The 19,365-nt window shown below is 60.0% G+C and carries 26 protein-coding genes, 19 tRNA genes and 1 pseudogene; 14 read left to right on the top strand and 32 right to left on the bottom strand.

Features of this window, described 5'->3' with window-relative positions; translation table 11 throughout:
• Positions 1-227: 227 nt before the first annotated feature.
• The 3 genes from AC629_RS14070 to AC629_RS14055 all read right to left on the bottom strand — a co-directional run bounded on the left by AC629_RS14070 (position 228) and on the right by AC629_RS14055 (position 2,066).
• Positions 228-533, bottom strand: a complete 306-nt coding sequence (locus AC629_RS14070) for a hypothetical protein (RefSeq protein ID WP_084805327.1) — start codon at positions 531-533, stop codon at positions 228-230.
• Between the two features lie 716 nt (positions 534-1,249).
• Positions 1,250-1,558 carry a hypothetical protein gene (locus tag AC629_RS14065; protein ID WP_084805326.1) on the bottom strand — a complete coding sequence of 103 codons (309 nt, stop codon included), beginning with the start codon at positions 1,556-1,558 and terminating at the stop codon, positions 1,250-1,252.
• 283 nt (positions 1,559-1,841) lie between these two features.
• Positions 1,842-2,066: a hypothetical protein gene (locus tag AC629_RS14055; RefSeq protein WP_084805324.1), complete on the bottom strand. Its 225-nt coding sequence runs from the start codon at positions 2,064-2,066 to the stop codon at positions 1,842-1,844.
• Positions 2,067-2,593: 527 nt separating this feature from the next.
• Between AC629_RS14055 and AC629_RS14050 the strand changes: the two are divergent.
• A pseudogene (locus AC629_RS14050) lies at positions 2,594-2,912 on the top strand (phage terminase large subunit family protein); the annotation flags it as partial.
• A gap of 18 nt (positions 2,913-2,930) precedes the next feature.
• On the opposite strand, the gene AC629_RS14045 reads toward AC629_RS14050, so the two are convergent.
• The 4 genes from AC629_RS14045 to AC629_RS14030 form a co-directional block, all read right to left on the bottom strand.
• Positions 2,931-3,419, bottom strand: coding sequence for a DUF6941 family protein (locus AC629_RS14045; protein ID WP_084805323.1), 489 nt, complete (start codon positions 3,417-3,419; stop codon positions 2,931-2,933).
• The gene (locus AC629_RS14040; RefSeq protein WP_084805322.1) at positions 3,416-3,853 is read right to left on the bottom strand and encodes a helix-turn-helix domain-containing protein; all 438 of its coding nucleotides are present in this window, start codon (positions 3,851-3,853) and stop codon (positions 3,416-3,418) included. The genes AC629_RS14045 and AC629_RS14040 overlap by 4 nt, the downstream gene beginning before the upstream one ends.
• On the bottom strand, positions 3,843-4,208 hold the full coding sequence (locus AC629_RS14035; RefSeq protein ID WP_084805321.1) for a hypothetical protein: 366 nt from the start codon (positions 4,206-4,208) through the stop codon (positions 3,843-3,845). Before AC629_RS14035 ends, AC629_RS14040 begins: the two co-directional genes overlap by 11 nt.
• A gap of 417 nt (positions 4,209-4,625) precedes the next feature.
• Positions 4,626-4,699 (bottom strand) — tRNA-Gln (locus AC629_RS14030).
• 239 nt (positions 4,700-4,938) lie between these two features.
• Between AC629_RS14030 and AC629_RS14025 the strand changes: the two genes are divergently transcribed.
• The 8 genes from AC629_RS14025 (at position 4,939) to AC629_RS45260 (ending at position 7,987) form a co-directional block, all read left to right on the top strand.
• Complete coding sequence (locus tag AC629_RS14025) at positions 4,939-5,250, top strand: hypothetical protein (protein ID WP_084805320.1); 312 nt, start codon at positions 4,939-4,941, stop codon at positions 5,248-5,250.
• 118 nt (positions 5,251-5,368) lie between these two features.
• Positions 5,369-5,575 carry a hypothetical protein gene (locus AC629_RS14020; protein ID WP_084805319.1) on the top strand — a complete coding sequence of 69 codons (207 nt, stop codon included), beginning with the start codon at positions 5,369-5,371 and terminating at the stop codon, positions 5,573-5,575.
• Positions 5,572-6,393, top strand: a complete 822-nt coding sequence (locus tag AC629_RS14015; protein WP_084805318.1) for a hypothetical protein — start codon at positions 5,572-5,574, stop codon at positions 6,391-6,393. The genes AC629_RS14020 and AC629_RS14015 overlap by 4 nt, the downstream gene beginning before the upstream one ends.
• Positions 6,390-6,776 (top strand): hypothetical protein, encoded by a 387-nt coding sequence (locus AC629_RS14010; RefSeq protein WP_143199122.1) that lies wholly within the window; start codon positions 6,390-6,392, stop codon positions 6,774-6,776. Before AC629_RS14015 ends, AC629_RS14010 begins: the two co-directional genes overlap by 4 nt.
• Positions 6,773-6,904, top strand: coding sequence for a hypothetical protein (locus AC629_RS49830; protein WP_283846527.1), 132 nt, complete (start codon positions 6,773-6,775; stop codon positions 6,902-6,904). Before AC629_RS14010 ends, AC629_RS49830 begins: the two co-directional genes overlap by 4 nt.
• On the top strand, positions 6,901-7,092 hold the full coding sequence (locus AC629_RS14005) for a hypothetical protein (protein ID WP_084805316.1): 192 nt from the start codon (positions 6,901-6,903) through the stop codon (positions 7,090-7,092). Before AC629_RS49830 ends, AC629_RS14005 begins: the two co-directional genes overlap by 4 nt.
• Positions 7,093-7,124: 32 nt before the next feature.
• Positions 7,125-7,496 (top strand): hypothetical protein, encoded by a 372-nt coding sequence (locus AC629_RS14000; RefSeq protein WP_143199121.1) that lies wholly within the window; start codon positions 7,125-7,127, stop codon positions 7,494-7,496.
• Positions 7,490-7,987, top strand: coding sequence for a hypothetical protein (locus AC629_RS45260; RefSeq protein WP_143199120.1), 498 nt, complete (start codon positions 7,490-7,492; stop codon positions 7,985-7,987). The genes AC629_RS14000 and AC629_RS45260 overlap by 7 nt, the downstream gene beginning before the upstream one ends.
• Before the next feature lie 214 nt (positions 7,988-8,201).
• Here AC629_RS45260 and AC629_RS13995 read toward each other — a convergent pair whose 3' ends face one another.
• The 10 genes from AC629_RS13995 to AC629_RS46785 all read right to left on the bottom strand — a co-directional run bounded on the left by AC629_RS13995 (position 8,202) and on the right by AC629_RS46785 (position 11,522).
• Positions 8,202-9,353 (bottom strand): ABC-three component system protein, encoded by a 1,152-nt coding sequence (locus AC629_RS13995; protein WP_245331856.1) that lies wholly within the window; start codon positions 9,351-9,353, stop codon positions 8,202-8,204.
• Between the two features lie 230 nt (positions 9,354-9,583).
• Positions 9,584-9,658: transfer RNA gene (locus AC629_RS13990), tRNA-Arg, on the bottom strand.
• Between the two features lie 38 nt (positions 9,659-9,696).
• A tRNA-Cys gene (locus AC629_RS13985) sits at positions 9,697-9,772 on the bottom strand.
• A 4-nt stretch (positions 9,773-9,776) separates the two neighbouring features.
• A tRNA-Gln gene (locus AC629_RS13980) sits at positions 9,777-9,852 on the bottom strand.
• An 85-nt stretch (positions 9,853-9,937) separates the two neighbouring features.
• Positions 9,938-10,873: a hypothetical protein gene (locus AC629_RS13975; RefSeq protein ID WP_084805313.1), complete on the bottom strand. Its 936-nt coding sequence runs from the start codon at positions 10,871-10,873 to the stop codon at positions 9,938-9,940.
• 104 nt (positions 10,874-10,977) lie between these two features.
• A tRNA-Pro gene (locus AC629_RS13970) sits at positions 10,978-11,056 on the bottom strand.
• Positions 11,057-11,061: 5 nt separating this feature from the next.
• Positions 11,062-11,139: transfer RNA gene (locus AC629_RS13965), tRNA-Arg, on the bottom strand.
• A gap of 6 nt (positions 11,140-11,145) precedes the next feature.
• Positions 11,146-11,218, bottom strand: a tRNA-Glu gene (locus tag AC629_RS13960).
• 92 nt (positions 11,219-11,310) lie between these two features.
• Positions 11,311-11,385, bottom strand: a tRNA-Asn gene (locus AC629_RS13955).
• Positions 11,386-11,449: 64 nt separating this feature from the next.
• A tRNA-Ala gene (locus AC629_RS46785) sits at positions 11,450-11,522 on the bottom strand.
• A gap of 75 nt (positions 11,523-11,597) precedes the next feature.
• Between AC629_RS46785 and AC629_RS13950 the strand changes: the two genes are divergently transcribed.
• A complete protein-coding gene (locus AC629_RS13950; protein ID WP_084805312.1) occupies positions 11,598-12,152 on the top strand; it encodes a hypothetical protein in 555 nt (184 codons plus the stop codon).
• Between the two features lies 1 nt (position 12,153).
• Here the strand turns inward: AC629_RS13950 and AC629_RS13945 are convergent.
• From AC629_RS13945 to AC629_RS13905, 11 genes are all read right to left on the bottom strand, one after another.
• Positions 12,154-12,229 (bottom strand) — tRNA-Phe (locus AC629_RS13945).
• 5 nt (positions 12,230-12,234) lie between these two features.
• Positions 12,235-12,308 (bottom strand) — tRNA-Gly (locus AC629_RS46780).
• A 103-nt stretch (positions 12,309-12,411) separates the two neighbouring features.
• A complete protein-coding gene (locus tag AC629_RS46775; protein ID WP_168195478.1) occupies positions 12,412-12,558 on the bottom strand; it encodes a hypothetical protein in 147 nt (48 codons plus the stop codon).
• Positions 12,558-12,770: a hypothetical protein gene (locus tag AC629_RS13935; protein WP_084805311.1), complete on the bottom strand. Its 213-nt coding sequence runs from the start codon at positions 12,768-12,770 to the stop codon at positions 12,558-12,560. Before AC629_RS13935 ends, AC629_RS46775 begins: the two co-directional genes overlap by 1 nt.
• Positions 12,771-12,788: 18 nt before the next feature.
• Positions 12,789-12,865, bottom strand: a tRNA-Met gene (locus AC629_RS13930).
• Positions 12,866-12,974: 109 nt separating this feature from the next.
• A tRNA-OTHER gene (locus tag AC629_RS46770) sits at positions 12,975-13,060 on the bottom strand.
• 7 nt (positions 13,061-13,067) lie between these two features.
• A tRNA-Arg gene (locus tag AC629_RS13925) sits at positions 13,068-13,143 on the bottom strand.
• A 41-nt stretch (positions 13,144-13,184) separates the two neighbouring features.
• The gene (locus AC629_RS13920) at positions 13,185-13,721 is read right to left on the bottom strand and encodes an HNH endonuclease (protein ID WP_084805310.1); all 537 of its coding nucleotides are present in this window, start codon (positions 13,719-13,721) and stop codon (positions 13,185-13,187) included.
• Between the two features lie 371 nt (positions 13,722-14,092).
• Positions 14,093-14,281, bottom strand: coding sequence for a hypothetical protein (locus AC629_RS13915; protein WP_143199119.1), 189 nt, complete (start codon positions 14,279-14,281; stop codon positions 14,093-14,095).
• Between the two features lie 586 nt (positions 14,282-14,867).
• A tRNA-Asp gene (locus AC629_RS13910) sits at positions 14,868-14,942 on the bottom strand.
• Positions 14,943-14,946: 4 nt separating this feature from the next.
• Positions 14,947-15,030: transfer RNA gene (locus AC629_RS13905), tRNA-Leu, on the bottom strand.
• Between the two features lie 15 nt (positions 15,031-15,045).
• On the opposite strand from AC629_RS13905, the gene AC629_RS46765 reads away from it, so the two are divergent.
• A complete protein-coding gene (locus AC629_RS46765) occupies positions 15,046-15,204 on the top strand; it encodes a hypothetical protein (RefSeq protein ID WP_168195477.1) in 159 nt (52 codons plus the stop codon).
• Here the strand turns inward: AC629_RS46765 and AC629_RS13900 are convergent.
• The 4 genes from AC629_RS13900 to AC629_RS13885 form a co-directional block, all read right to left on the bottom strand.
• A tRNA-Lys gene (locus AC629_RS13900) sits at positions 15,205-15,290 on the bottom strand. It lies immediately after the preceding gene.
• A gap of 4 nt (positions 15,291-15,294) precedes the next feature.
• A tRNA-Lys gene (locus tag AC629_RS46760) sits at positions 15,295-15,388 on the bottom strand.
• A 303-nt stretch (positions 15,389-15,691) separates the two neighbouring features.
• Positions 15,692-15,766, bottom strand: a tRNA-Thr gene (locus AC629_RS13890).
• Between the two features lie 143 nt (positions 15,767-15,909).
• Entirely contained in the window at positions 15,910-16,095 is a 186-nt protein-coding gene (locus AC629_RS13885) for a hypothetical protein (protein ID WP_084805308.1), read from the bottom strand.
• Positions 16,096-16,505: 410 nt separating this feature from the next.
• On the opposite strand from AC629_RS13885, the gene AC629_RS13880 reads away from it, so the two are divergent.
• The 3 genes from AC629_RS13880 (at position 16,506) to AC629_RS13870 (ending at position 18,660) form a co-directional block, all read left to right on the top strand.
• On the top strand, positions 16,506-16,970 hold the full coding sequence (locus AC629_RS13880; RefSeq protein WP_084805307.1) for a hypothetical protein: 465 nt from the start codon (positions 16,506-16,508) through the stop codon (positions 16,968-16,970).
• A complete protein-coding gene (locus AC629_RS13875; RefSeq protein WP_084805306.1) occupies positions 16,970-17,221 on the top strand; it encodes a hypothetical protein in 252 nt (83 codons plus the stop codon). Before AC629_RS13880 ends, AC629_RS13875 begins: the two co-directional genes overlap by 1 nt.
• 1,220 nt (positions 17,222-18,441) lie before the next feature.
• The gene (locus AC629_RS13870; protein WP_084805305.1) at positions 18,442-18,660 is read left to right on the top strand and encodes a hypothetical protein; all 219 of its coding nucleotides are present in this window, start codon (positions 18,442-18,444) and stop codon (positions 18,658-18,660) included.
• Positions 18,661-19,365 lie beyond the last annotated feature (705 nt).

Here is a 19,365-nt window from a genome sequence, read left to right as displayed (position 1 = left end):
TTGCTAAGATTGCGGCGCTCGCCGACGGCAATGTCGCTGCCCATTCGCGCCCCAACGGAACTATCGGCGCAGCCCGTGTCCAGCACAGCCGATCGCAGTCTACCCGGCCTCACGACCGTGAGAAAGAGCACTTGTTGCTAGACTTGGGCGAATCGAACTGAGCAGTCTACGGTATCTGCGCATGGACCGGGGTGGGTGTGGCCGGCCCACTTCTGCGTGTATCTTTGCTAATCGGCTGTACTGCCGCTCTTGGCCTTGGACGACTTCTTCACCGCCGGCTTCACCGTCGGCTTGGCCGGCGCGGCTGACCTCTTCGATGCATCATCGCCGCGGGCAGTTCCCCACGGATCGACCGGCTTCTGGTCCGGAACATTGCTGAGAGAGTGTTGATAGGCGCGCTCAGCCCGATTCTCGTCCGCCTTCTGCGTCGCCGTCTTCTCCTTGGCCTCTTCGCCATACATCTGAACATGGTCCTGCGCCAGTGCGGGGCCGGCGATCAGGGCAAACATGACGGCGACGGCGATTTTGCGCATCGAGAAACTCCCGGTTCTGCGACGAGCATAACATCGCGCCGATTGCGCAGGAAGCGGGCAGAACGCCAGCGGTTTCTCGTGCTAGTTGAGACCCGCGATCGGGAGTCCCGCTCGCAATCTCAGTCAAACTCCCGCCGGCTCACAAGGTCGGCGGGATTTCTTTGCTGGCTAGTGATGAGAAACGATTGCCGCCACGCTGAATGCGAATACGCACGCAGCAGCCAATGAACAGAGAGCAATTGCAATCTGTCTAGGCATTGTGACTCCATCGACGACGGAAAAGGCGGAATCAAAACGGCCCCGGTCCTGAGGGGCGCCATTATTAGTCTGAAGCGGAGGTCCCGCGGTTTGCTGCCGTTGTTGGGCTTCTGAAGTAGCCCGTTCAAATCTGGCGGCCCACCGCTGCGCCAATCGTCTTTCAAGTTCCAGAGGGACGGTACTCACGACCGGCGCTCCGGCTTCGCGATCCTGCCCTGTGTTGGAGAGTTCAACGCTTGCCACGTCTAAAAGGTCCAGACCCGCCCGTCAGGAGCGGGGGCTTCGCTCCTGCGCCCGCCGGTTCACGCCAGCGGACCCGCGCCGAAGTTCTGTCCTGTCCCACCGAACCTTCTTGTGCCTCTTGGCCTTGTCTAGGATTGCATAGTCAGTGTGGGAGTGCGTGATGACAGTAAATGCACAACAGCATGCAGACCGGCACAACCGACTAGCGCCGTCCGTCAGCCCGGAAGCGGGTCTTCGCCGGGTTTCGTGAGCCGCACATACGTGCCGCTCTCATGCACCTCCAGCCAATCGTGCTCTTTCGCGTACTTGATGCCGGCACCGAACTCGGGGCCGCTGCCCTTCAGCTTGTAGAGAAACGGCGCGTTGATCTTCTCGATATGGATGCGGCCGTCCTGGACGGCCTCAATGCCGGCGGCGAGCTCGACGAGCTTGCGGGCGGCGGCGTCCGGATCTGCGAAGGGCGGCTGGCGGCAAATTTCATCGAGGCCGATCCTTCGGAGCAACGCGAAGTGAGGCGGCCTCATGTTCCCTTATATCCGCCGCGAGCCGATCAAGTTGGCCTGCCAGACCGACAAACGTGCGGGCAATGTTTCTCAGCATGACCGCGCGCTCTTGCGAAACGTCATCTCGTTGCGCCAGCGACTTGTATCTGCTGGCGATATCTCGGCATTCCGAAGCGGTAAGCATGCCAGGACCTTCCCGAAGGCGGTCTACCTGTCACATTTAACACCGAGGGGCGCATGTCCATCCTTGCGTTGCCATCGAAATTCGAGCAACGACCTTCATCAGTACCCCGCCGGGGCTTCATCAATAACCCGTAGGGATCCTAGCCCAGTTGAAGTCCGGTCTGACATCGGCTCCGTGCTGGCCGCAGGCGCTGCAGACGAAGCGCGGCTCGACGTCGGACAGCCTCAGCTCGTCCGGCCATCGATCGGCGGTCAAGGCAACGTGATGCTCGCAATGACAATAGACGAGCACGCCGTGCACGCCCATCGAGCGCATGGTGCCGAAGGAGGTCTTCGTGGGTCGCATGCCGGCATAATCGCGCCGATACCGGCTGGAGTGAAGCCGCGACCTATTGTGGCTGTGCAGGCGGGCGACACCCACACGAAGGTCAAGCGCGAGCGGAGGTCAGTGCCTGCAGGTGACTCGCGACAATGTGATGCACTAAACAGTGCAATTCGAGAGCGCGTTCAGCGGATAGCAGGACTGAGATTCAGCGGATAGCAGACGGGTCTACGCCCGTTCTACCGATAGACGAATGAATGCACCAACTCGGTGCAATGCGCGCGGCACGTCGTTTGACCGAATGGAGTCGCGTGGCAGATGATCGGCATGTCGCTCGCGGAGCGGCGCGCGCCCGGCTCGACGTCCGGCCCTGACCTCAGTATGGGAGACGTCCCCATGACCACGATCGCAGCCGTCGCCCTAGGCGGCTTCAGCCCCCCGCACCGGTATTCGTTTGCTGGTTCTCTCCCTAACAAACCGTGACTCGCAACTGCCTGTCCCACGAGGAGACCGAGAACCTGAGGCGCATCGCCGCCGCGTGCTGATCGGCTCGTCGCGATCGAGAAAGGGCCGCTTCCGAGCGGCCCTTTGCTTTCACATTGAAGCTTGCGGATGATCCAGTGCCGCGGCACGTCGGTCAGCCGTGGCAAGGTGGTGCGCGCCGAGCCGATCGCCGCTCTATACGAGCAACGCAAGGTTCATCACGTCGGCGGCTTTCCAGTGCTCGAAGATCAGATGTGCGCGTTCACGAGCGACTTTGACCGTGCGCGCGTTGGCTACTCGCCGGATCGTGTCGACGCGCTGGTGTGGGCGCTGACCGAATTGAGCGGGCCGCAGCGCACGTCTAGTTCATGGGAACTGCGGATTTAGGTGGCTCTTGCTTCCTGACTAGGCTTTGCGGCGAGCTTTCGCCTTTCCGTCCGGGGTCTCTGCAGCGTCGTTGAACGGCTGTCGAGAATTGTCGCGGCCGCCCAGGTGCGGATCGACAACAATCCGGTATTGGTGAATTACGTTCCTATTCGACCCATCCGGCGAGGCGACAACAACACTATAGTCTCCGGGTTCTTCAAAAACGAGGCCGTTGAACTGAAAGCCAATGATCGCTCGCGGCCGAGTCCCTTGACGATTGTCCAGCGGTGCAAGTCTTCCCTCTGCGCCAATCACGATCCCTCCACTGGGAGCTTCGACCGTGAACCGATAGTCCGTGGTCTCCGCGGGAGTTTCGGCGATTACAGTGAAAACCAAAGAACTGAAAATCGCTGGCAAGGCGGGAACGACCATGTCCTCCGTATACAGTCCAGCGATCACCAGCTTGCCGGCGTGCTCAACAGTACCGTAGTCCGACACCAGAACGTAGCGAACGTTAAAAAGTGTCATTTCCGAGTTTCTGTGTACTTCGTATAAACCCCGTCCGTGTTGGCTTTTGTGGCACCTGTAACGTAGACCACTACGCCCGGCGGGCTGTCTTTCAACTTGAGCGGCACGACGTTCTGGCAATTCGACGGAGCAACATTTCTATTTCGCTTTCGCATATCCTCAACCGGCGTCGCGTCAAAAGATAAGCGGAATCCAAGCGCAGATGTAATTAAGACCAGGGTATCTAAGGTCACGCCATTGCTGCGACCTGAAAGGATGCGAGATACCTGCCCCTTGTCGCGATCAATGGCTTTTGCCAGCGATTTTATCGTCACACCGCTTTCGGACGCGCGCTTTTTGAATGCTCGTTTCATGGAAAGATACGCGCGCATGCGTCCGTCCGCCTTGAAGTCCGCCTGATCAGTCTGCGTCAGCTCTTTGAGTTCAAATGTCATCTTCAAACTCCTGCAGGAGGAGACTTCTGCCCGAAAGTAACGGGCTTTCACTCGGAAACAATGCTTTCCAGCGGGCTTTGGTCGCTGTGATCAGCGGCGCGAATCCGCGTGCAGCGAGATTCGATCGCTTGTCGAAGTTGAGTGCAACAAATTCACCCGTTCGCAGGAACCCGCCAAAGACGCGAGCTTGCGGAACGAACGTGATCCTAAATTCCCAAATGCCATCCCGCCCCTCAGACATAGCTTTGAGCATGTCGTCATCATCGAAATCATCTCCCGCCACGAACGCTGAGAAGAACGCACGGACTTGCGCATAATACCTACGCTCGTTGGCATCACTGCCCTGTTGGTTCATCCAATGTGCAACACTCGGGTGAACCCAAAGTCTTCGCAGGCAAGTATCATCTGGCCAAAGCGTCCGGTCATAATGAGCAAGCCTCCCCGCACGGTGCAGAGCTAATAGATGTGCTTCGGTTGACTTTTTTGTCAACTACCCTCCCCAAAAATAGTTGCTCGAATACAAATTGGTCATCGCTTCGGACACAATTTTCCGCAACCGGGGCGAGTGTGCAAGGCGCTCTGCCCGAAAACCAGCAGCAATTCACGGCTGGTTTTCGCGCGACTTTGTCGCGACCATGTCGCGTGTAGTCGCCGCACCCCTTGTTAAGCCATTGAAATTGCTTGTAGCGATTGCGACACGAAATGCGACATGAAAACGGCCCCTCTACGGGCCGAATTCGTAAATCTCTTGATAATTCAGTCGTTTATGTGCTGGCTGGGGAACCTGGATTCGAACCAAGACAAACAGAGTCAGAGTCTGTTGTGCTACCGTTACACCATTCCCCACCGAAGCGCTTGAAATCACTAAGCTTTCTTCGGAAGTCTTGCAAAATCAGGAACCGGTCTTGCAAAACCGTACATCGCGAGCGCCTCTTTAGAGGTGCATTCGTTCTCTGTCCACCCCTCTTTGCTCCCGATCCAAGGCAAATTCCTCGACCAGCGCGCCGGCAACTCGATACGCGCGCGGCGCCTGAGTTGTGGCGTGACTGGATCCGGCTCGGCCCGTCGCGAGAGGAACTCGGGCTATGAAGCCGGTCTGCCTCGAGCCCCGCTCGGCCGCGGTCCTGGCGCGCATGGTCGCCGCGGACCGGCCGGTATCAGCCATGGAGATCGGCCGCGACTCCGGGCTCTACCCGAACGGCACGTCGCAGACTTGGGCTGAGCTCGGCCTCTCCCTCGCCGGCCCCCTGCTCGAGCACCGCCTCGCCTTCAAGGCCGGCCGCCGACCGATCCAGTTCGACATCACGGAGCGCGGCCGCATCGCGATCGCGCTCTTCCGGATCATCGCCACCCGCCAATTCGAAACCGCCCAACGAAAGGAGGTTGTGTCGTCATGACCACGCTCGAGACCATCATGACCACCGTCTATGTGATCGGTACCGCCGTCTTGGTGCTCACGGTTGCCGGCGTCGGCCTCATATGCATCACGCAGCCCACCTCGGGGGAGGGTTGATCATGCTGCGCCTCATCGCTGGCCTGCTTGTCCTCCTCATCTTCCTGGTCATCCAAAACGCCCCAGCCGGCGGCCCGTCGAACCGGCGAGATCTCCCTCCTTACATAGCCGAGCGCATGAGAAAGACGTTCAGAAATGCGTACCGAAAGATGCTCGGCGCAATAGTCATCGTGGTTGCCTTCGTTTGGCTGATGGGAGGTCTGGCATGAGTGAACAGCAGCGGTCCACCCTTGCCCAGGAACCAACTATCAGGCTGGCGATCAGCGAACCGTCAGAACGCCATCTTGGGCCGATCCTCGTTTCTGACCAGGATCAAAACGACATCGCGGAATTCTTCCACAACGAGCACGCTACGGTGGGGCAGAGCTATGAGACAGCCCTGTCACTGGCGAAGCAACTCGTCGGCGCCACTGAGGCGGTTGTCTCGATCAAACCCATGGCGCTGTCAGACGGCCGCACCGACTATTTCGTCTCGATCAAAGTCGGCGATCGCGAAGTGACGCCCCACGTCTTCCGCGAGGAATACAAGTCGGCCTATCACGTCGCGCTGTACAATTGGCTGCTCAATGGCATCGGCGAAGAGCCCGACGTCGTCGAGTTCGGGCCTGAGGACTGGCCGGCATTGCCATGTAGGCCGGACGGAACGCCAACTGACGCGCAGCTAATCATCGATCAGAACCGCATCATCCAGCAGCTCCGCACTCAGGTCGAGAATGCGGCCGCACGAGACGTCTTGGCGCAGCGTCGCCGCCAGATGGAAAAGGAAGGCTGGAGCCTGGAGCACGACGACAGCCACATCAGCGCTGAGATGGCGATGGCCGCTGCCGTCTACGCCCTGACATCATTCCTTGACACCGAGCACTCTCGCCACATGGCTTTCACGCGCTACTGGCCCTGGGATCGAAGCTGGTTCAAGCCGGCCGGAGGTCGCCGCGATCTGGTGCGCGCTGGAGCGCTGATCCTCGCCGAAATCGAGCGAGTGGACCGCAGGGCCGCACTCTCATCGACGGAGAGCGCGCCCAAATGACCGCAGCCCTCGTGATCTCAATCGCCGGTGCACTACTTTTGTCAGCATCACTACGTTGGGCTTATCGCCTCGGGTTCAAGCGTGGTCGTGAGAACGGCCGCGACCAGGCCTTGACGATGTTCGATTGCACTTTTGCGGTCGGGCCGCCCGCACGATGCGAGCATGCCGCCTCGGCCGGCCCGTCGGACCCAATCCGCACCGAACCAACAATGCCGCCGGAACAGGAGGCGCTGATACGCGCTGAGGCCGACATCAAAGCCGCGATAGCCTACGTCGAAGCTCGCGAAAATCAGCCAGCACTCGGCCTGCGACAGACGCTCGAGAAAATCCAACGAGTGCTGGCAGCGAAGCCTGCATCGTCGAGCCTGGAGCTCGGCAAATGATAATCCTGGCTGTCTTTGGTCCCTCCCCGCAGGCCGTGCAGATCTTGGAGATGATCTCGCTCTACTACAGCGTCGGCATGCCGGCACTGTTCGTGATCGGTCTCGGCTGTTGGATAGCGGGCAGATGAGCGAGTCCATCATCACCGACTTCGCGTCGATCGGCAGCCACCTGCGGGAGATCGAGGGCGAGCCGCCGGCGCCGACCTGCAAGGCCTGCGAAGATGGCGGCTGGGAAATGTACGGCACCGGCCACATGGACCCGCACTTCCGCGAGTGCTCGGTCTGCGGCAACCCGAAAGGACTTCCATGCCCGTGAACGATGACTTCCCATTTCGGGGGACGAGCACCGTGTTCAGAGCATTTCCTGAAACCGAGGGGCTCACGATCGACAAGGTGCTGAACGCCGCCAAGCTTGTGAAGGCGGCGCCGGCGCTGCCGCAATTCGTCGTGGCACCGAACGCGCTCAAGGACACAGAAGAGCGCCTCTTCCCGGAATCGCGCAACCGATCGCGCCGGATCCACAAAAAGCTGGTGAAGAGATTCGGCGGCGAGTTTCGGAAGGTGCCGTGCATCGTCCAGGTCGGCGATACCTATTACGTGCATCCCGAGGTCCAGGCCGAGCTCGACCGACATCTCAAGCGCCGGAGTGAGAGCGACATGGAGCGCGCGATTATGGGCGGCCCGCTCGCGAAGGGATTGTCGGAACTACGGAGATGGTGACGCCGCGACAGTTCGAGGATCTCACCGGCCGTCGGTATGGCCAATGGGTGGTTGAAGAGCGCGACCTCGGGCCGAAGCGCATCGCCTACTTCTGCGTTTGCGACTGTGGCAATCGACGATCGGTGAAAGCAGACAAACTGAAAAGTGGCGAGTCGCTATCATGCGGCCACGCACCAAACCAGTCCAAGGTAACCCATGGCAAATCGCGCCGTGGTGCAGTGAGCAAAATGTACAAGGTCTGGTCCAACATGATCCAGCGCTGCACCAATTCGAACCACAATAGCTATCACCACTATGGTGGACGCGGAATCCAGGTCTGCGAGGAGTGGCTGAAGTCGTTTGAGGCGTTTGAAACGTACATAGGGCCTCGACCGACACCGCAACATTCAATCGATAGATACCCGGACAACAACGGCAATTATGCCCCCGGGAATGTCAGATGGGCGACCAAATCTGAGCAACGACGCAACCAGCGAAAGATCGCCGCATGAACTTCGCCCCGGTCAGCACCCTCGCCGAGCTCGAGACGCTCGACCAGGAGCAGATCATCGAGGGCCATCGCTCGGCCGAACGTGGCGATCCGGAGCCGGGCCCGAACCGCGGCCGCTCGTTCTGGCACGGCTGGAGAAACAGAATGATGGAACCTGAATCCGCACTCCAGCGGGGTATTGAACAGACGCGCAGGACTCGTGACTTCCCCTGGACTCATGTTTCGCACCATTTCACGCGCTGGTCGTTCGCAAGCTGGTGGCAGATGCCTTCGCGGTCATTGGTGGTGGCATGGTCACCGAGGACATGCCCTCCCAGCTGGAGCGACTGCGCCGCCTTCACGGTTTCCTGGAGCCGCTTGAGGCCCGCGAGCCCTTCGGAGGAATAGGCGTGATAGAGCCCGTTGCAGAACTCGTCCAACAGCGTGTCGAAGAAGGTTTGATCGGCCATCTGGTCGCGCGCCAGCTCCTTCAGGCCTTCAGCGCTGTAGAAGGTGAGCCGCGACCGCTCGAAAAGAGCGCGCATCTTCGGCTGTTCAGCGAAGTCAGTTACGGCCGCGACCGGAATACCCAGATGCTCCGCGATCACGGCGAACAGCTGCTCGATGTATCCGCTTTCCTGCGCATGCATTTCCGAGGGCGGCTTGGGTGGCGGTGGGCGATCGATCAGCGGCGCGCCGAACACCACCAGATGAAACGGCGTCTGCTTGTGCTCCGCGATAAGCTCCAGCGGCTGCTTGGCCTGAAATATGGAGAAATCAAACGCGTCGATATGCGCTTTCAGTTCGGGAGAGAGGTCGATGACGCTCTTGGCCGTGATCTTCTTTGCGCAGTGCTTGTCCCAGCCGGCGATGACCTCAGCCTTTAGCTTTGCGGGATCATCAAGCAAATCCTGCAAGGTACCCGCAACGCCTTGGTGGGTGACGAACCAATATTCTTCGGGCGACGTAAAATCACCCTTGAAGCTGAAGTACAGGACCTTGCCGATCTCCTCGATCGCAACGGCTTTGGAAAGAGCATCCGCATAGTGCTTGCACTGGTACAGGCGCCAACGCCGCGGCTTCACATCCGGGGGATCGCGCCACACGATGATGTCGCGTCCTTTGTCTCCCGCTCCGCCGCGCTGCTGGACCTGATAAACGTGGGGAACGTGCTTTGCCAGGTAACCCGTGGCCCATTCCAGCGTGAAGCGTTCGAACTGTTTGTCGCTGAAATTCTTGAGACGGTCGATGGGGTCGACGGGAAGCCCAGCGCCTACCCCGAGCAGGCGCGCGTTCGCATTCGGCCATGGCGTCGGTGCCGCAAGCTCCTCAACTTCCAAACCATCCGTCTGTAACTGCCCGGCCCCCAAAGTCGCCTCATCACTCACCACCTATGGCTGTGGTGCTTGTGACCCTATCATGGCCTCCTGTTGCGCTTCCAGCGGAATTCGGCGCCATACCCCAGCCGCAGAAACTCGGACGCCCCGTAAGAAGCAGTTCTCAGCGAAGGACGCCAGCAAACGATCCACGATGCAGCTTGCAAGCCGACGCTCCACGGGCCTGCTCAGGGTCAACAGCGGACCCAGGTGCCCAGTTTTGTTCTGGAGGGGTGGAAAATTGGCGCGCTCGACAGGACTCGAACCTGCATAGGGCGGAGTAGAAATCCGCTGACCATCCATTGGACCACGAGCGCGTGCAAAAGATCTGAAAAATAATCTTCGATTTTGGCGTTGGAGTTCCAGGGCGGATTCGAACCGCCGTGCACGGTTTTGCAGACCGGCCGATAACCACTCTTGGCACTTGGAACGAATTGGCAGGGGATGACGGATTTGAACCGCCGATGCCTGGGTCAGAGCCAGGTGCTTTGGGCCTCTAAGCTAATCCTCGACGAAAGATTGAGGCGCTCCAGCGCTGCCGCGCGCGGCGTTCTCTCCAGTATGCGGGCGAACCACTTCGCGAAATGGCGCGCCGCTTAGTAGCGGCCAGTACGCGATATGATGTCGTCTAGAATGGCGAACAGCGGTGCGGGCCATACGACGCCTTGCCTCGATGCGTCGTTTGCGCGTTCGCGAACGTAGTAAGCGCTGATTGGCCCATCTGATCGTTGCTCGTTGTAAAGCGTCGTCATAGTCGCCAGAAGGTCCCTTACTCGTCGACGTGCTTTAGCTTGATTGAACCAGAGGTATGGCAGCGCCAAGGTGCTCGTCGCGACGAAGAACAGGAAAAGGGACAGACATATGCCGGCGATCCACGCTGCCGCGCCCTCGCTGATGATCGTGCCTGAGCTTAACCCGAAACCCAAAACCGCAATTCCGCCGAAGACTATGCCGCTGGTGAATTGCCCGCGCAGATACCCAAGCAAAACATGGGTCTGCTTCATCGGAGACCGAGCCGGAAATAATCCGAAGGTTTTTTCATTGAGCATTTCGTCGCCAAAGGCATACGTCTCAGCGGCGATCAAGCCGCGGACGAGAACACGATCCATCGCCTGTGACCGATAAGGCAAAGCAAGGTAGTCACCGACTACGCATTCGAGCGACATCCGGTCAATGCGGGGAACCTTGTCGGCCTTGATCAGGTCGATTGGATTGCCGTGGTCTAAGAAATTCGGCGACCGATTGGACGGATCATTGATGAACGCGTATCGAAGCGCGCCGACAATCGACAAACCATCGCGGAGCACGTCGTCTTCGAAATGATGCGGCTCGATGTTGTTAGCCAATGCATATTCGAGTGCCGCTTGGATCATCCAGCGAAGAAGATCGCCGTATTGCCCACCATAAGTCCGCTGTGCCTGATCTGCGCCAAGCAGCGCGGAAATCTCGTTCTGCACCGCAACGTGACAAATTTCCTCAAACTGCGCTCGCAGTGCCCACCCGTTGCTGGCCGCATGATAATCCGCGTCCATCGAAAATGCCCCCGAAAACCTCCTTATACCACAAGTTTATTCGCCGCCTACCAGATCCCCCCGCGTTGTGGATACCGCAGACCGATTGAACGCGACCAGGAGTTTGGTCAGCGCGGGTGGATTCGAACCACCGATCCCCTGCTTCCAAGGCAGGTAGGGACGACCGGGCTCCCCTACACGCTGATGATTGGTGCCCGCCCGAGGATTCGAACCTCGACATGACCCAGCTTCGTAAACTGGCGCTCTATCCATTGAGCTAGGTGGGCAATCGGTGCTGCCAGCCGGATTCGAACCGGCGTCATCCCGGCTGAGAACCGGGCATCCTGGCCGCTAGACGATGGCAGCATGTCGATTTCTGCGCCCTACCCGGCGGTCGAAAAAATCGACATCGCTTCCGGTTCGTCAGCCTAAGTCAGGCGCCGGCAACGGAAGTGTGTTGGCTGACGAGGCGGGATTCGAACCTGCGCTGGGCGCATTAACAGTGCGCTGCGTTGCCGCTTCGCCACTCGCCAATAGATGCAGGTCCTGCACAAATCGGCAGGGCGGCCGCAAATGTGCAGGTCATGCAGGTGATGATGGTGGAGCGCCTCGGTATCGAACCGAACTCAGCTTGCTTGCAAAGCATGCCCGCGGACCCAGCGCGCGCCCCGAATGAGAATTGCCCTCTCGACTCCAACTGCCTGGACGGATAGCTTCCGCGCCCCTTAAATCTCGGAGTGCCGGAATGGGAACTGACCGTGACGAAATCGAAGCCGGCCCGTGCCTCTGTGGAAATGGCCTGATCCGTGTCGATCGTTGCTCACCCGACCATCCGTGGGGCGGTGGCTACTGGAATGAGGCTCGCATCGATTGCGCCGAGTGCTCCCAGAGCTACGCGGTGGCGTACAACGAAAAGAACGAACCACGGCTGGTCAAGCAATCCGACGTCGAAGCTCAAAAGGCGCTGGAGAAAAAATGGCACGACAAGATCCGGGAAATCGAGGCCAGCGCGGAATTTCAGAACCTAAAGTCCATCCTCGATAAGGCGGTCTCGGCCTGCAAGACCAAAAAGGACCAGCATCGTCTCCTCACGAGTGCTGGCATCACCAGCGGGTCATACCAGACCTATCTCAAAAACCCTCACTATCGGTTCACCGGCCTGGATGCGCTAAAAGCGGCAGCCACGCTCAGCGTCAAAAGCCCCAACCTGGAGAAGATGGCGGCTGAGCTCGAAACCGCGCGCGCGGCCATGAGAGTCGATATCCCGACGGTCAAGACGGGCATGAAGAACCTCGAATGACTGGTGCCCGGGGTCCGTTTCGAACGGACTCCTTCGGTTTTTCAAACAGCCGCAATGACCACATCTGCCACCCGGGCGAAATTGGTGCGGACACCGGGGGTCGAACCCGGGCTGTGAGAGTGGCACTCTCACCGACTACCGTAGTCTTTTGTCCGCGAATTCTGGTGCGCAGAGACGGAGTCGAACCGCCACAGGTTTAACCGGGGCGTTTACAGCGCCTTGGGCTCGCCAATTGCCACTGTGTCTGCGCGAAGAGCCGTCAGGGCCGGATCACGACGGCGCCGAAGAAGTATCCGACGGCGAGCGTAACCAGGACGCCGACAATGCTCCACCCCGTGAGAGGCGCCGATCCGATGAAGAACACGGCGTAGAGGATCGCGAAAGCGATGGCGCCGAGGACACCCATCAGTCTTCAATTCCCGCGGCAGGATCCTTGAAAAGAACGGCACGGACGGCGCAGTCCTTCGCCTCGAGGAGCTTTCGCGTCGCCGTGGTGCTTTCGGGATTGCGCGGCAGTTCGACGCACATTTTCTGCGCCATGTCGCCGAACGGCTTGCTCACTGCCTTGAGATGCGGCGGGAGGTGCTCGTAGGCGAAGAACTGAAGCAGTGCATCCATGGCGATCGCCTCAAGAGTTGGTTGCGGGAGACGGATTCGAACCGCCGTTCTGCTGGTTATGAGCCAACCGAGATAGGCCTCTTCTCTATCCCGCAAATGGTGCCGAGGCTTCCAACTCCTCAGCCTTGTCCCGAGTACATCCGTCGTGGACAGAACTCTTGCTGATCGCGCGTACGTCGCAATTGTGGGGTCAGCGTGATGAAATGGCGGAGAGCCGAGGAGTCGACCCCCCAACCCGAAGGAGCGACGGTTTTCAAGACCGCTGGCAGACCATCCCGCCTGGACTCTCCAATTTCGTGGCCTGGCCGGCAGGGGTCGAACCTGCATGCCTTTCCCTTCGGAGGGGAATGCTCATCCATTGAGCTACGGCCAGATCTAGGCCGGCGGCCATTGCAACAGCCGCCGGCCACATAGTCAGTGCTCGAGCTCGGAATCCCAATAGAGGAAATCGAGCCAGGTCTCATGCATGAAGTTCGGCGGGAATAGCCGCTGGGCCGCCAGCAGATCGTGCTGGACCGGGTCGTACGGCGCCCGGAGCGGCTTCATGCGGAAGCGGTCCTTGCGAGTGTTGCAGGGGCTGCAAGCCGCGACGATGTTGCCCCAGCAGGTCTGGCCGCCGTCGGCGCGTGGGATGACGTGGTCGAACGTCAACTCGCCGCGGACGAACTGCTCGCCGCAATACTGGCAACGGAAGCGATCGCGCAGGAAGACATTGAACCGGGTGAAGGCGACCCGTGCCGGCGGCCGCACATACTCGCGCAGCGCGATGACCGACGGCAGCCGCATCACCGTTGTCGGGCTTCGGACAACCCGGTCGTACTCGGCGACGACAACGTGAGACCCCTTCACGACTGCTCGCACCGCATCTTCCCAGTTGAACAGGGAGAGCGGAAAGTACGAAAGCGGCTGGAAATCCGCGTTGAGCACCAACGCGGGATTGGCGCCAAACATCGTCGTTACTCCTACGTTGGTGTTTGCGTTGGTAGTCCTGGGGTGGATCGAACACCCTCATCTGGCCCTTATGAGCGGCCGGCCTTCCCATCTGGCTCCAGGACCGTCATCGTAGGCGCACCGCGCTGTCGGGCGCTCGCTCCGGTTTCAGCCGCCTCTCGGCGGCCTGGTCTCAACCGGTGGCTTACCTCCCCGCTCAGGCGATGCGCCCGCGATGACGGCTCATATTAGTCGGCGTGGCGCGATTTGAACCTGCGGCCCCCTGCTCCCCGAAAGCAGTGCTCTGGCCACACTCTGAAGGGAGCTATTTTAGTTGCCTGGCCAAGGGGCGACCTATGGCCAAAATGTTGGAAGATAGTCCAGCAAAGCCGCTAGATGATTTCCACGCCAGGATCGTTTCCGGGTACAACGAAATCCGGGTTTGCAGGTGACGGAGAAATACCGCGCTCAACGATGCCGGTGGCTATCAGCCACTCGTTTGCATGGCCGCTTGCAATGATCACAAGCGCATCCTGGTTGGGAAGCGCCTGCAGCCTAGCTATAAACTCCCGAACGGTCATTGCGATCTCCACTTGCGACAGGTCCTCAGAACCTCGTCGAAAGAAGCGTCGCCTCGATTCCATGTAATCGACCACACACCATCGTTCACCTAAATAAATGTTTAGGCTGCAAGTCGTCTATTGAGCGGTAGAGGCAGATCATCCCCGCTTGGTGCCCCGTTCCGCCTCTTGCGCAAGCTTCAGCCAATCCCCGGCAAGTTGTAGCCACGCTTCCTTGTCCAGAGGGCTATCAGCCTTCTCCGCCAGCTCTCGGCACTCCTGAGCTTCCCTGCGGTACCGCTCTGCATCGGCCTGGGACAATGGCGTCATCGGCGGTTCCCCTCAAACTCATCTACATGAGGTGCGGCGCAGGTGGTCGGTAATGGAGACAGCAGCACCGGGCCATCCCGCGGAACCCGCTTTGCGATTTGTGGTTCATAATTCGACCGATCCGCACCACCTGTGTATTGCCAAAAAGCCGCATACGCCGCCGTAGATCTTGATTTCGTGCATCGCTTCGGCTTCCGGTAGCGCTCGCGACGCTTCCAGTGCCTCCGCTTTCATTGCCTCTACCGCATTCGCTCCGCCCAGAGCGTCACCTTGTGAATGGCGCCCATGACGAGGATCGAACTCGCCTTCCCGGATCGACAGTCCGGTCCCTTCTCCAGATGGGGACATGGGCAATTTGGTGCGCTCGGCCGGAGTCGAACCGGCGTGGTCTCCCGTCAGCCTCTCAGACTGATGCGTCTACCGAATTCCGCCACAAGCGCGTGGGCAAATGCGAGATGCTCGAAAGCCCCCGCTGTGATCACTGCGAAGAAGAGTTCGCGCCGGAAGAGTTGGTCATTCTTGCGCCGCCAGCCGGCAACGGCGAACTGATCTGCGGACGATGCATCGAAATCATGCTGCGGCGGGCCATCGCAAAACTCCCTCGCGATAATTGATGGAGGACCTGGTCGGACTCGAACCGACGATGGCTTGCGCCGACGGATTAAGAATCCGCTCCCTTAGCCGCTGGGGGCACAGGTCCGTGATGGTGGACGTGGTGGGACTCACACCCACGATGCGGCGCCGGCGGCGCCAACAGGATTAAAAGTCCTGGCCGATCGTTGCTCCGGTCACACGTCCAGAGGGACGGTTGCGGCGGCGAGCCGCGCCGGTTTCGCTGTCGTCAGCATGTCGAAGGCTCCGAGTTAATGGCCGAAAGGTCTAAGTCGGGAGCCAAAAGCTCCTATGATGGTCCTTCCTCGAGGATCCGCCCCTCGCACCTCACGCTTATCAAGCGCGCGCTCTGTCTCACCGAGCTAAGGAAGGAAATTCGTGGTGCGTCCGGACCGATTCCTTGCAGGTTGGATTGGTGCCCGCAGCAGGGCTTGAGTCTGCGCGCGTCCCCTTACGACGGGGCTGCTCTCCATCTGAGCTATGGGGGCATGGTGCCGGCGGAGAGGATCGAACTCCCGACCTCTGCTTTACAAAAGCATTGCTCTACCGCTGAGCTACGCCGGCGGATGACCGGGATTATCCCGGCCGAAAGAAACTAATCACGGACGGCGCGCAGCGAAGCCGCTTTTGCCCGCTCGGTCCCGCCGGTCGTCCCCGCTTTCGCAGGGGCCGGCACTGGTTGCCGAGAAACTCAGAAAACTCAAAAATTACGCACTTCTGCTCATCCGCTCCGGCTCGGCGCGGTTGAGGTAGTCGAGATAGATCTGACGGGCCTCGGCCTCGGAGATGCCTCGGCGCGCCACAACGGTGCGGACGAAGGCGATCGCTACCGGGGACGAAAACGTCCGGTCGCGGTTCTCGAGTCTGGTCTTGGTGGTGCTGTTGCGGGCCATCGCCCTCTCCGCCTATTTGGCGGAGGGTGAATTCCCGCCGCCGGTTACGCTCTTGCTATGGATGTCCCGAGATTTTCGGGCTTCGTCAGATAGCTCGGACCTTGTCCCGTCACGGACATGCGCGACCAATCACACGTCCGGATAAACGGCAGTGCGGTGGCGGCTTTCGCGACGATATGTGAGCGTAAGCTCAACATGGGTTGGTCCTCAGAGCGCCGACGCAAAATGCTCGGCGGTTTCAATGGGGCGGCGTTATGCGCAGCAATTTCCGAATCCGTCAAGAGCCGGCGAGCGGAAAAGTTTCGACGACCTCCGCGAGTGGCGTACGGAATGCGGTGTCGAACGCCTGCTAACCGCTACAAGATATTGAAGATTCGACTCCGGCCGATCGCCGGCATAAATCGCATCAAATGGAGCCCCCTCTCACCCGCAAGCTGCACGACAACCCGCACCTCAAGGGCTGGGACGTCTACTTCGGCGACGTCAGGATCGGCCACATCGGCCAGCGCGCCGGCGTGCCGGTTAACGTCGAGCAATGGGGCTGGAGCTGCGGCTTCTATCCCGGCATGGAGCCAGGTGCGAAGCGGTCCGGCACGGCCGGGACATTCGAAGCTGCGCGCGAAGCCTTCGAGACAACATGGTCCGAGATGCTGCCGACCATCTCTGAGAGTGCCCTCGCCGAATGGCGACACGATCGCGACTGGCGCGCGGCGATGGCCGCCAAGCGGGCCCGTGGCGACAAGCTCGACAGCGACGTACAGAACACGCTCATGCGCTGCATCTGCGGCACCGTGTTCGACAGCTGGAAGCCCGTCGAGAGCTATCCGCATCGCCAGCACATCTACGCCGCACAGGCAGCAAGAAAGGTCCGCTAGTGAAACATGTCGAAGCCCGCCCCTACGCCGATACCGAAGCCGCGGCGCGCAAGCTGGTCGAGCTGGCGGCCGGCATCGAGCCCGTCCAGGACGGCCGCATTCACATCGAGAAAATCAACTATCCGTTCTTGTCCAAGCTGAAAGCCACGGGCCCCGAGTTCGGCGCCGGGCTTCGGTATGCGGTTGAGCACGGCTGGCTCGAGCTGCACGAAAGCGGGACCTATGTGCGCATGCCGGCTAGGAGCGACTGACGACCCCCGATGCAAAGTTCGAAGAGGCGCGCCGGCGAACGTGTCACCGATCGCCGAGGACTCATACGGTTAGGAACGCCCGGCAACCGTCGGCGTTTGTCCCGCGCCCGCAGGAGCCTTCCGGCTTCCTGCCGGGCGGCTTGTGAGGACTTGCCGCAGCCCGCCAGAAGACCCCTCTCCGGCGCGGGGGCTTTTTGCCGAACAACTACTCCTGGTCTTGGCGGGAACAGTTCCTGAGCCTTGCGGCCGAGGAAGGTGTCTGGCTTCGGGAGCTTCAACGTCTCAAGGCTTTCCCGATGAACCGCCAGATAGTGCTCGTAGAACTGCGCGAACCGCGCGCGATCCTCGCGAAAAGGCTGGTAGACTTTGGGGATCGCTCCGTAGTCATGGCGTCCAGTGTACGTCCCAAAAATCGAACAGAACACCCGCGAACTTAACCCATGATGCTGCGGGTCAGATCTGGGCAGCGCTAAGGTTGTTGCCATGCTCGAAAGGGCAGTTGCGTCGCCTTTCACCCCAGCCTGCCGTTCAAGCCCACTCACGGCGCGCTGGGACTTTTTTGCATGATTTTTTGGAACGGCTCGCTGCTTTAAGCGTCACGCCTCAAATGCCGAGACGTGCCCATGCTGCAAGATCAGATCAAAACCCGGCCGCGCTGCCCCAAGTGCAATAAACCAGCTCGCCTCATTGACCGGGTGTGGCGCATGCAAACTCGAAGCTACGTCCGCGTCTACAAGTGCGACTGCGGGGAACTGATTTGGGACGACTGATGGAACCCGCCTCTTTAACCTAAGTTATTCTCCCAGAGCTGCGTCCCTGGGAGAGGCTAGTGTTGCCCCGCGATCAGGAATGGCTGGCTAAGTACCTCGCTGCGAGGCTTGAGCGGCAGCGCCTTGAATACGAGGTGATGCAGGACATGCTCCGCCGCTCGCAGGATGCTCTTGCAAGGTCTTCTTGCAAGGTCTTACGCGGCGCTCGCACTACCGGTCCCGGTCGTCTGGCATCCCGAGCCGCCAAAAGAGCGGCGCGTTAACCTATGCAGTGGAGCTGATCGCTCCGAGGCTTCAAGTACGACCGGCTTCTCCCACAGGCCGCCGCGATCATCCGGCTCGGTACTGTTAGTCCGGTCTAAAGGTCCGGCGTCGTAATTGGATTCGCAATTTCTGAACCTTGATGTAAGTTGTTCCCCGCCGGCGTGCTCTTGCAACCGGGGGATAGCAATGCCGATCAGACGCTTGCTCAGGGACAGCAAGCTGACGCCTCAAGAGATCGACAGACTTGATGAGGCGTACGCTTTCGCGCTGCGCTCGCTCGATCTGGTCGATCGCAACGACCCACTGACAGAGATTGTTGCGCGCAAGATCATCGAGATCGGCGCAAGCGTTCACGATCCGGCCGAGATCGCGAAAACAGCACTCAAGGAGCTGCGCATGGCCTAGAGGGTTACTCGGTTGCAGACCCTCCCGCGCGGACAGTTGTGGTCGACGATTTAGGAACGCCCTGCCGTTATCGACGTTTCTGTTGCGCTCGGCGGGAGCTTGCCCCCTGCCTCCTGTCGGGCTTGTTCGGCTGCCCCAGCGCTTTGTCCCCCCTTGGTGCTGGGGCATTTCTTTTGCCGGAAGGCCCAAGGCACCGCGCAACCCCGCCGAGGAACCTATGGCCGGTTGCCAAGTTCTCCCGTGCCCCGCGAGGGGCTGTTAGGACAGACTCTGCCCCAGCGATGCCGTTTGGCTCCAGGGCGCTGGGGCTTTTTTCCATTTAGGAACATCCTGCTGCCGTCGGCGTTTTTTTGCGCTCGGCAGGACAATGTCTGGACCCTTGCCTCCTGCCGGGTAGGCACGCCGTCACTGCCCTGGCACCGTTCTGCTTTCATCCCGCTGCGGCGCTGGGGCTTTTTTGGCGGAACAACGCGTCCGCCAAGATCGCAGCCTCAGGCACACTCGCTGAACTTAAACTAATGATGTTGCAAGGTCTGAGATCCTGCGCCAACTGAGGCGGCCTTACTGTATTCGCCGGTCGACCTCGAATAGGAATTTGACTTGGAGCACTAGCACTACTTTGGCAGAACTTGTTTGTGCAGCGACTTTTCAAGGATTTGTCTTCTGCAGTACGGGCACCGCTGAGCCCGCGGCCGCAGGATGAGA

Source organism: Bradyrhizobium sp. NAS80.1 (assembly GCF_001908205.1).
GTDB lineage: Bacteria > Pseudomonadota > Alphaproteobacteria > Rhizobiales > Xanthobacteraceae > Bradyrhizobium.
Note: the sequence above shows the minus strand (reverse complement) of the source record. Positions and strands in the feature narration are given on the sequence as shown.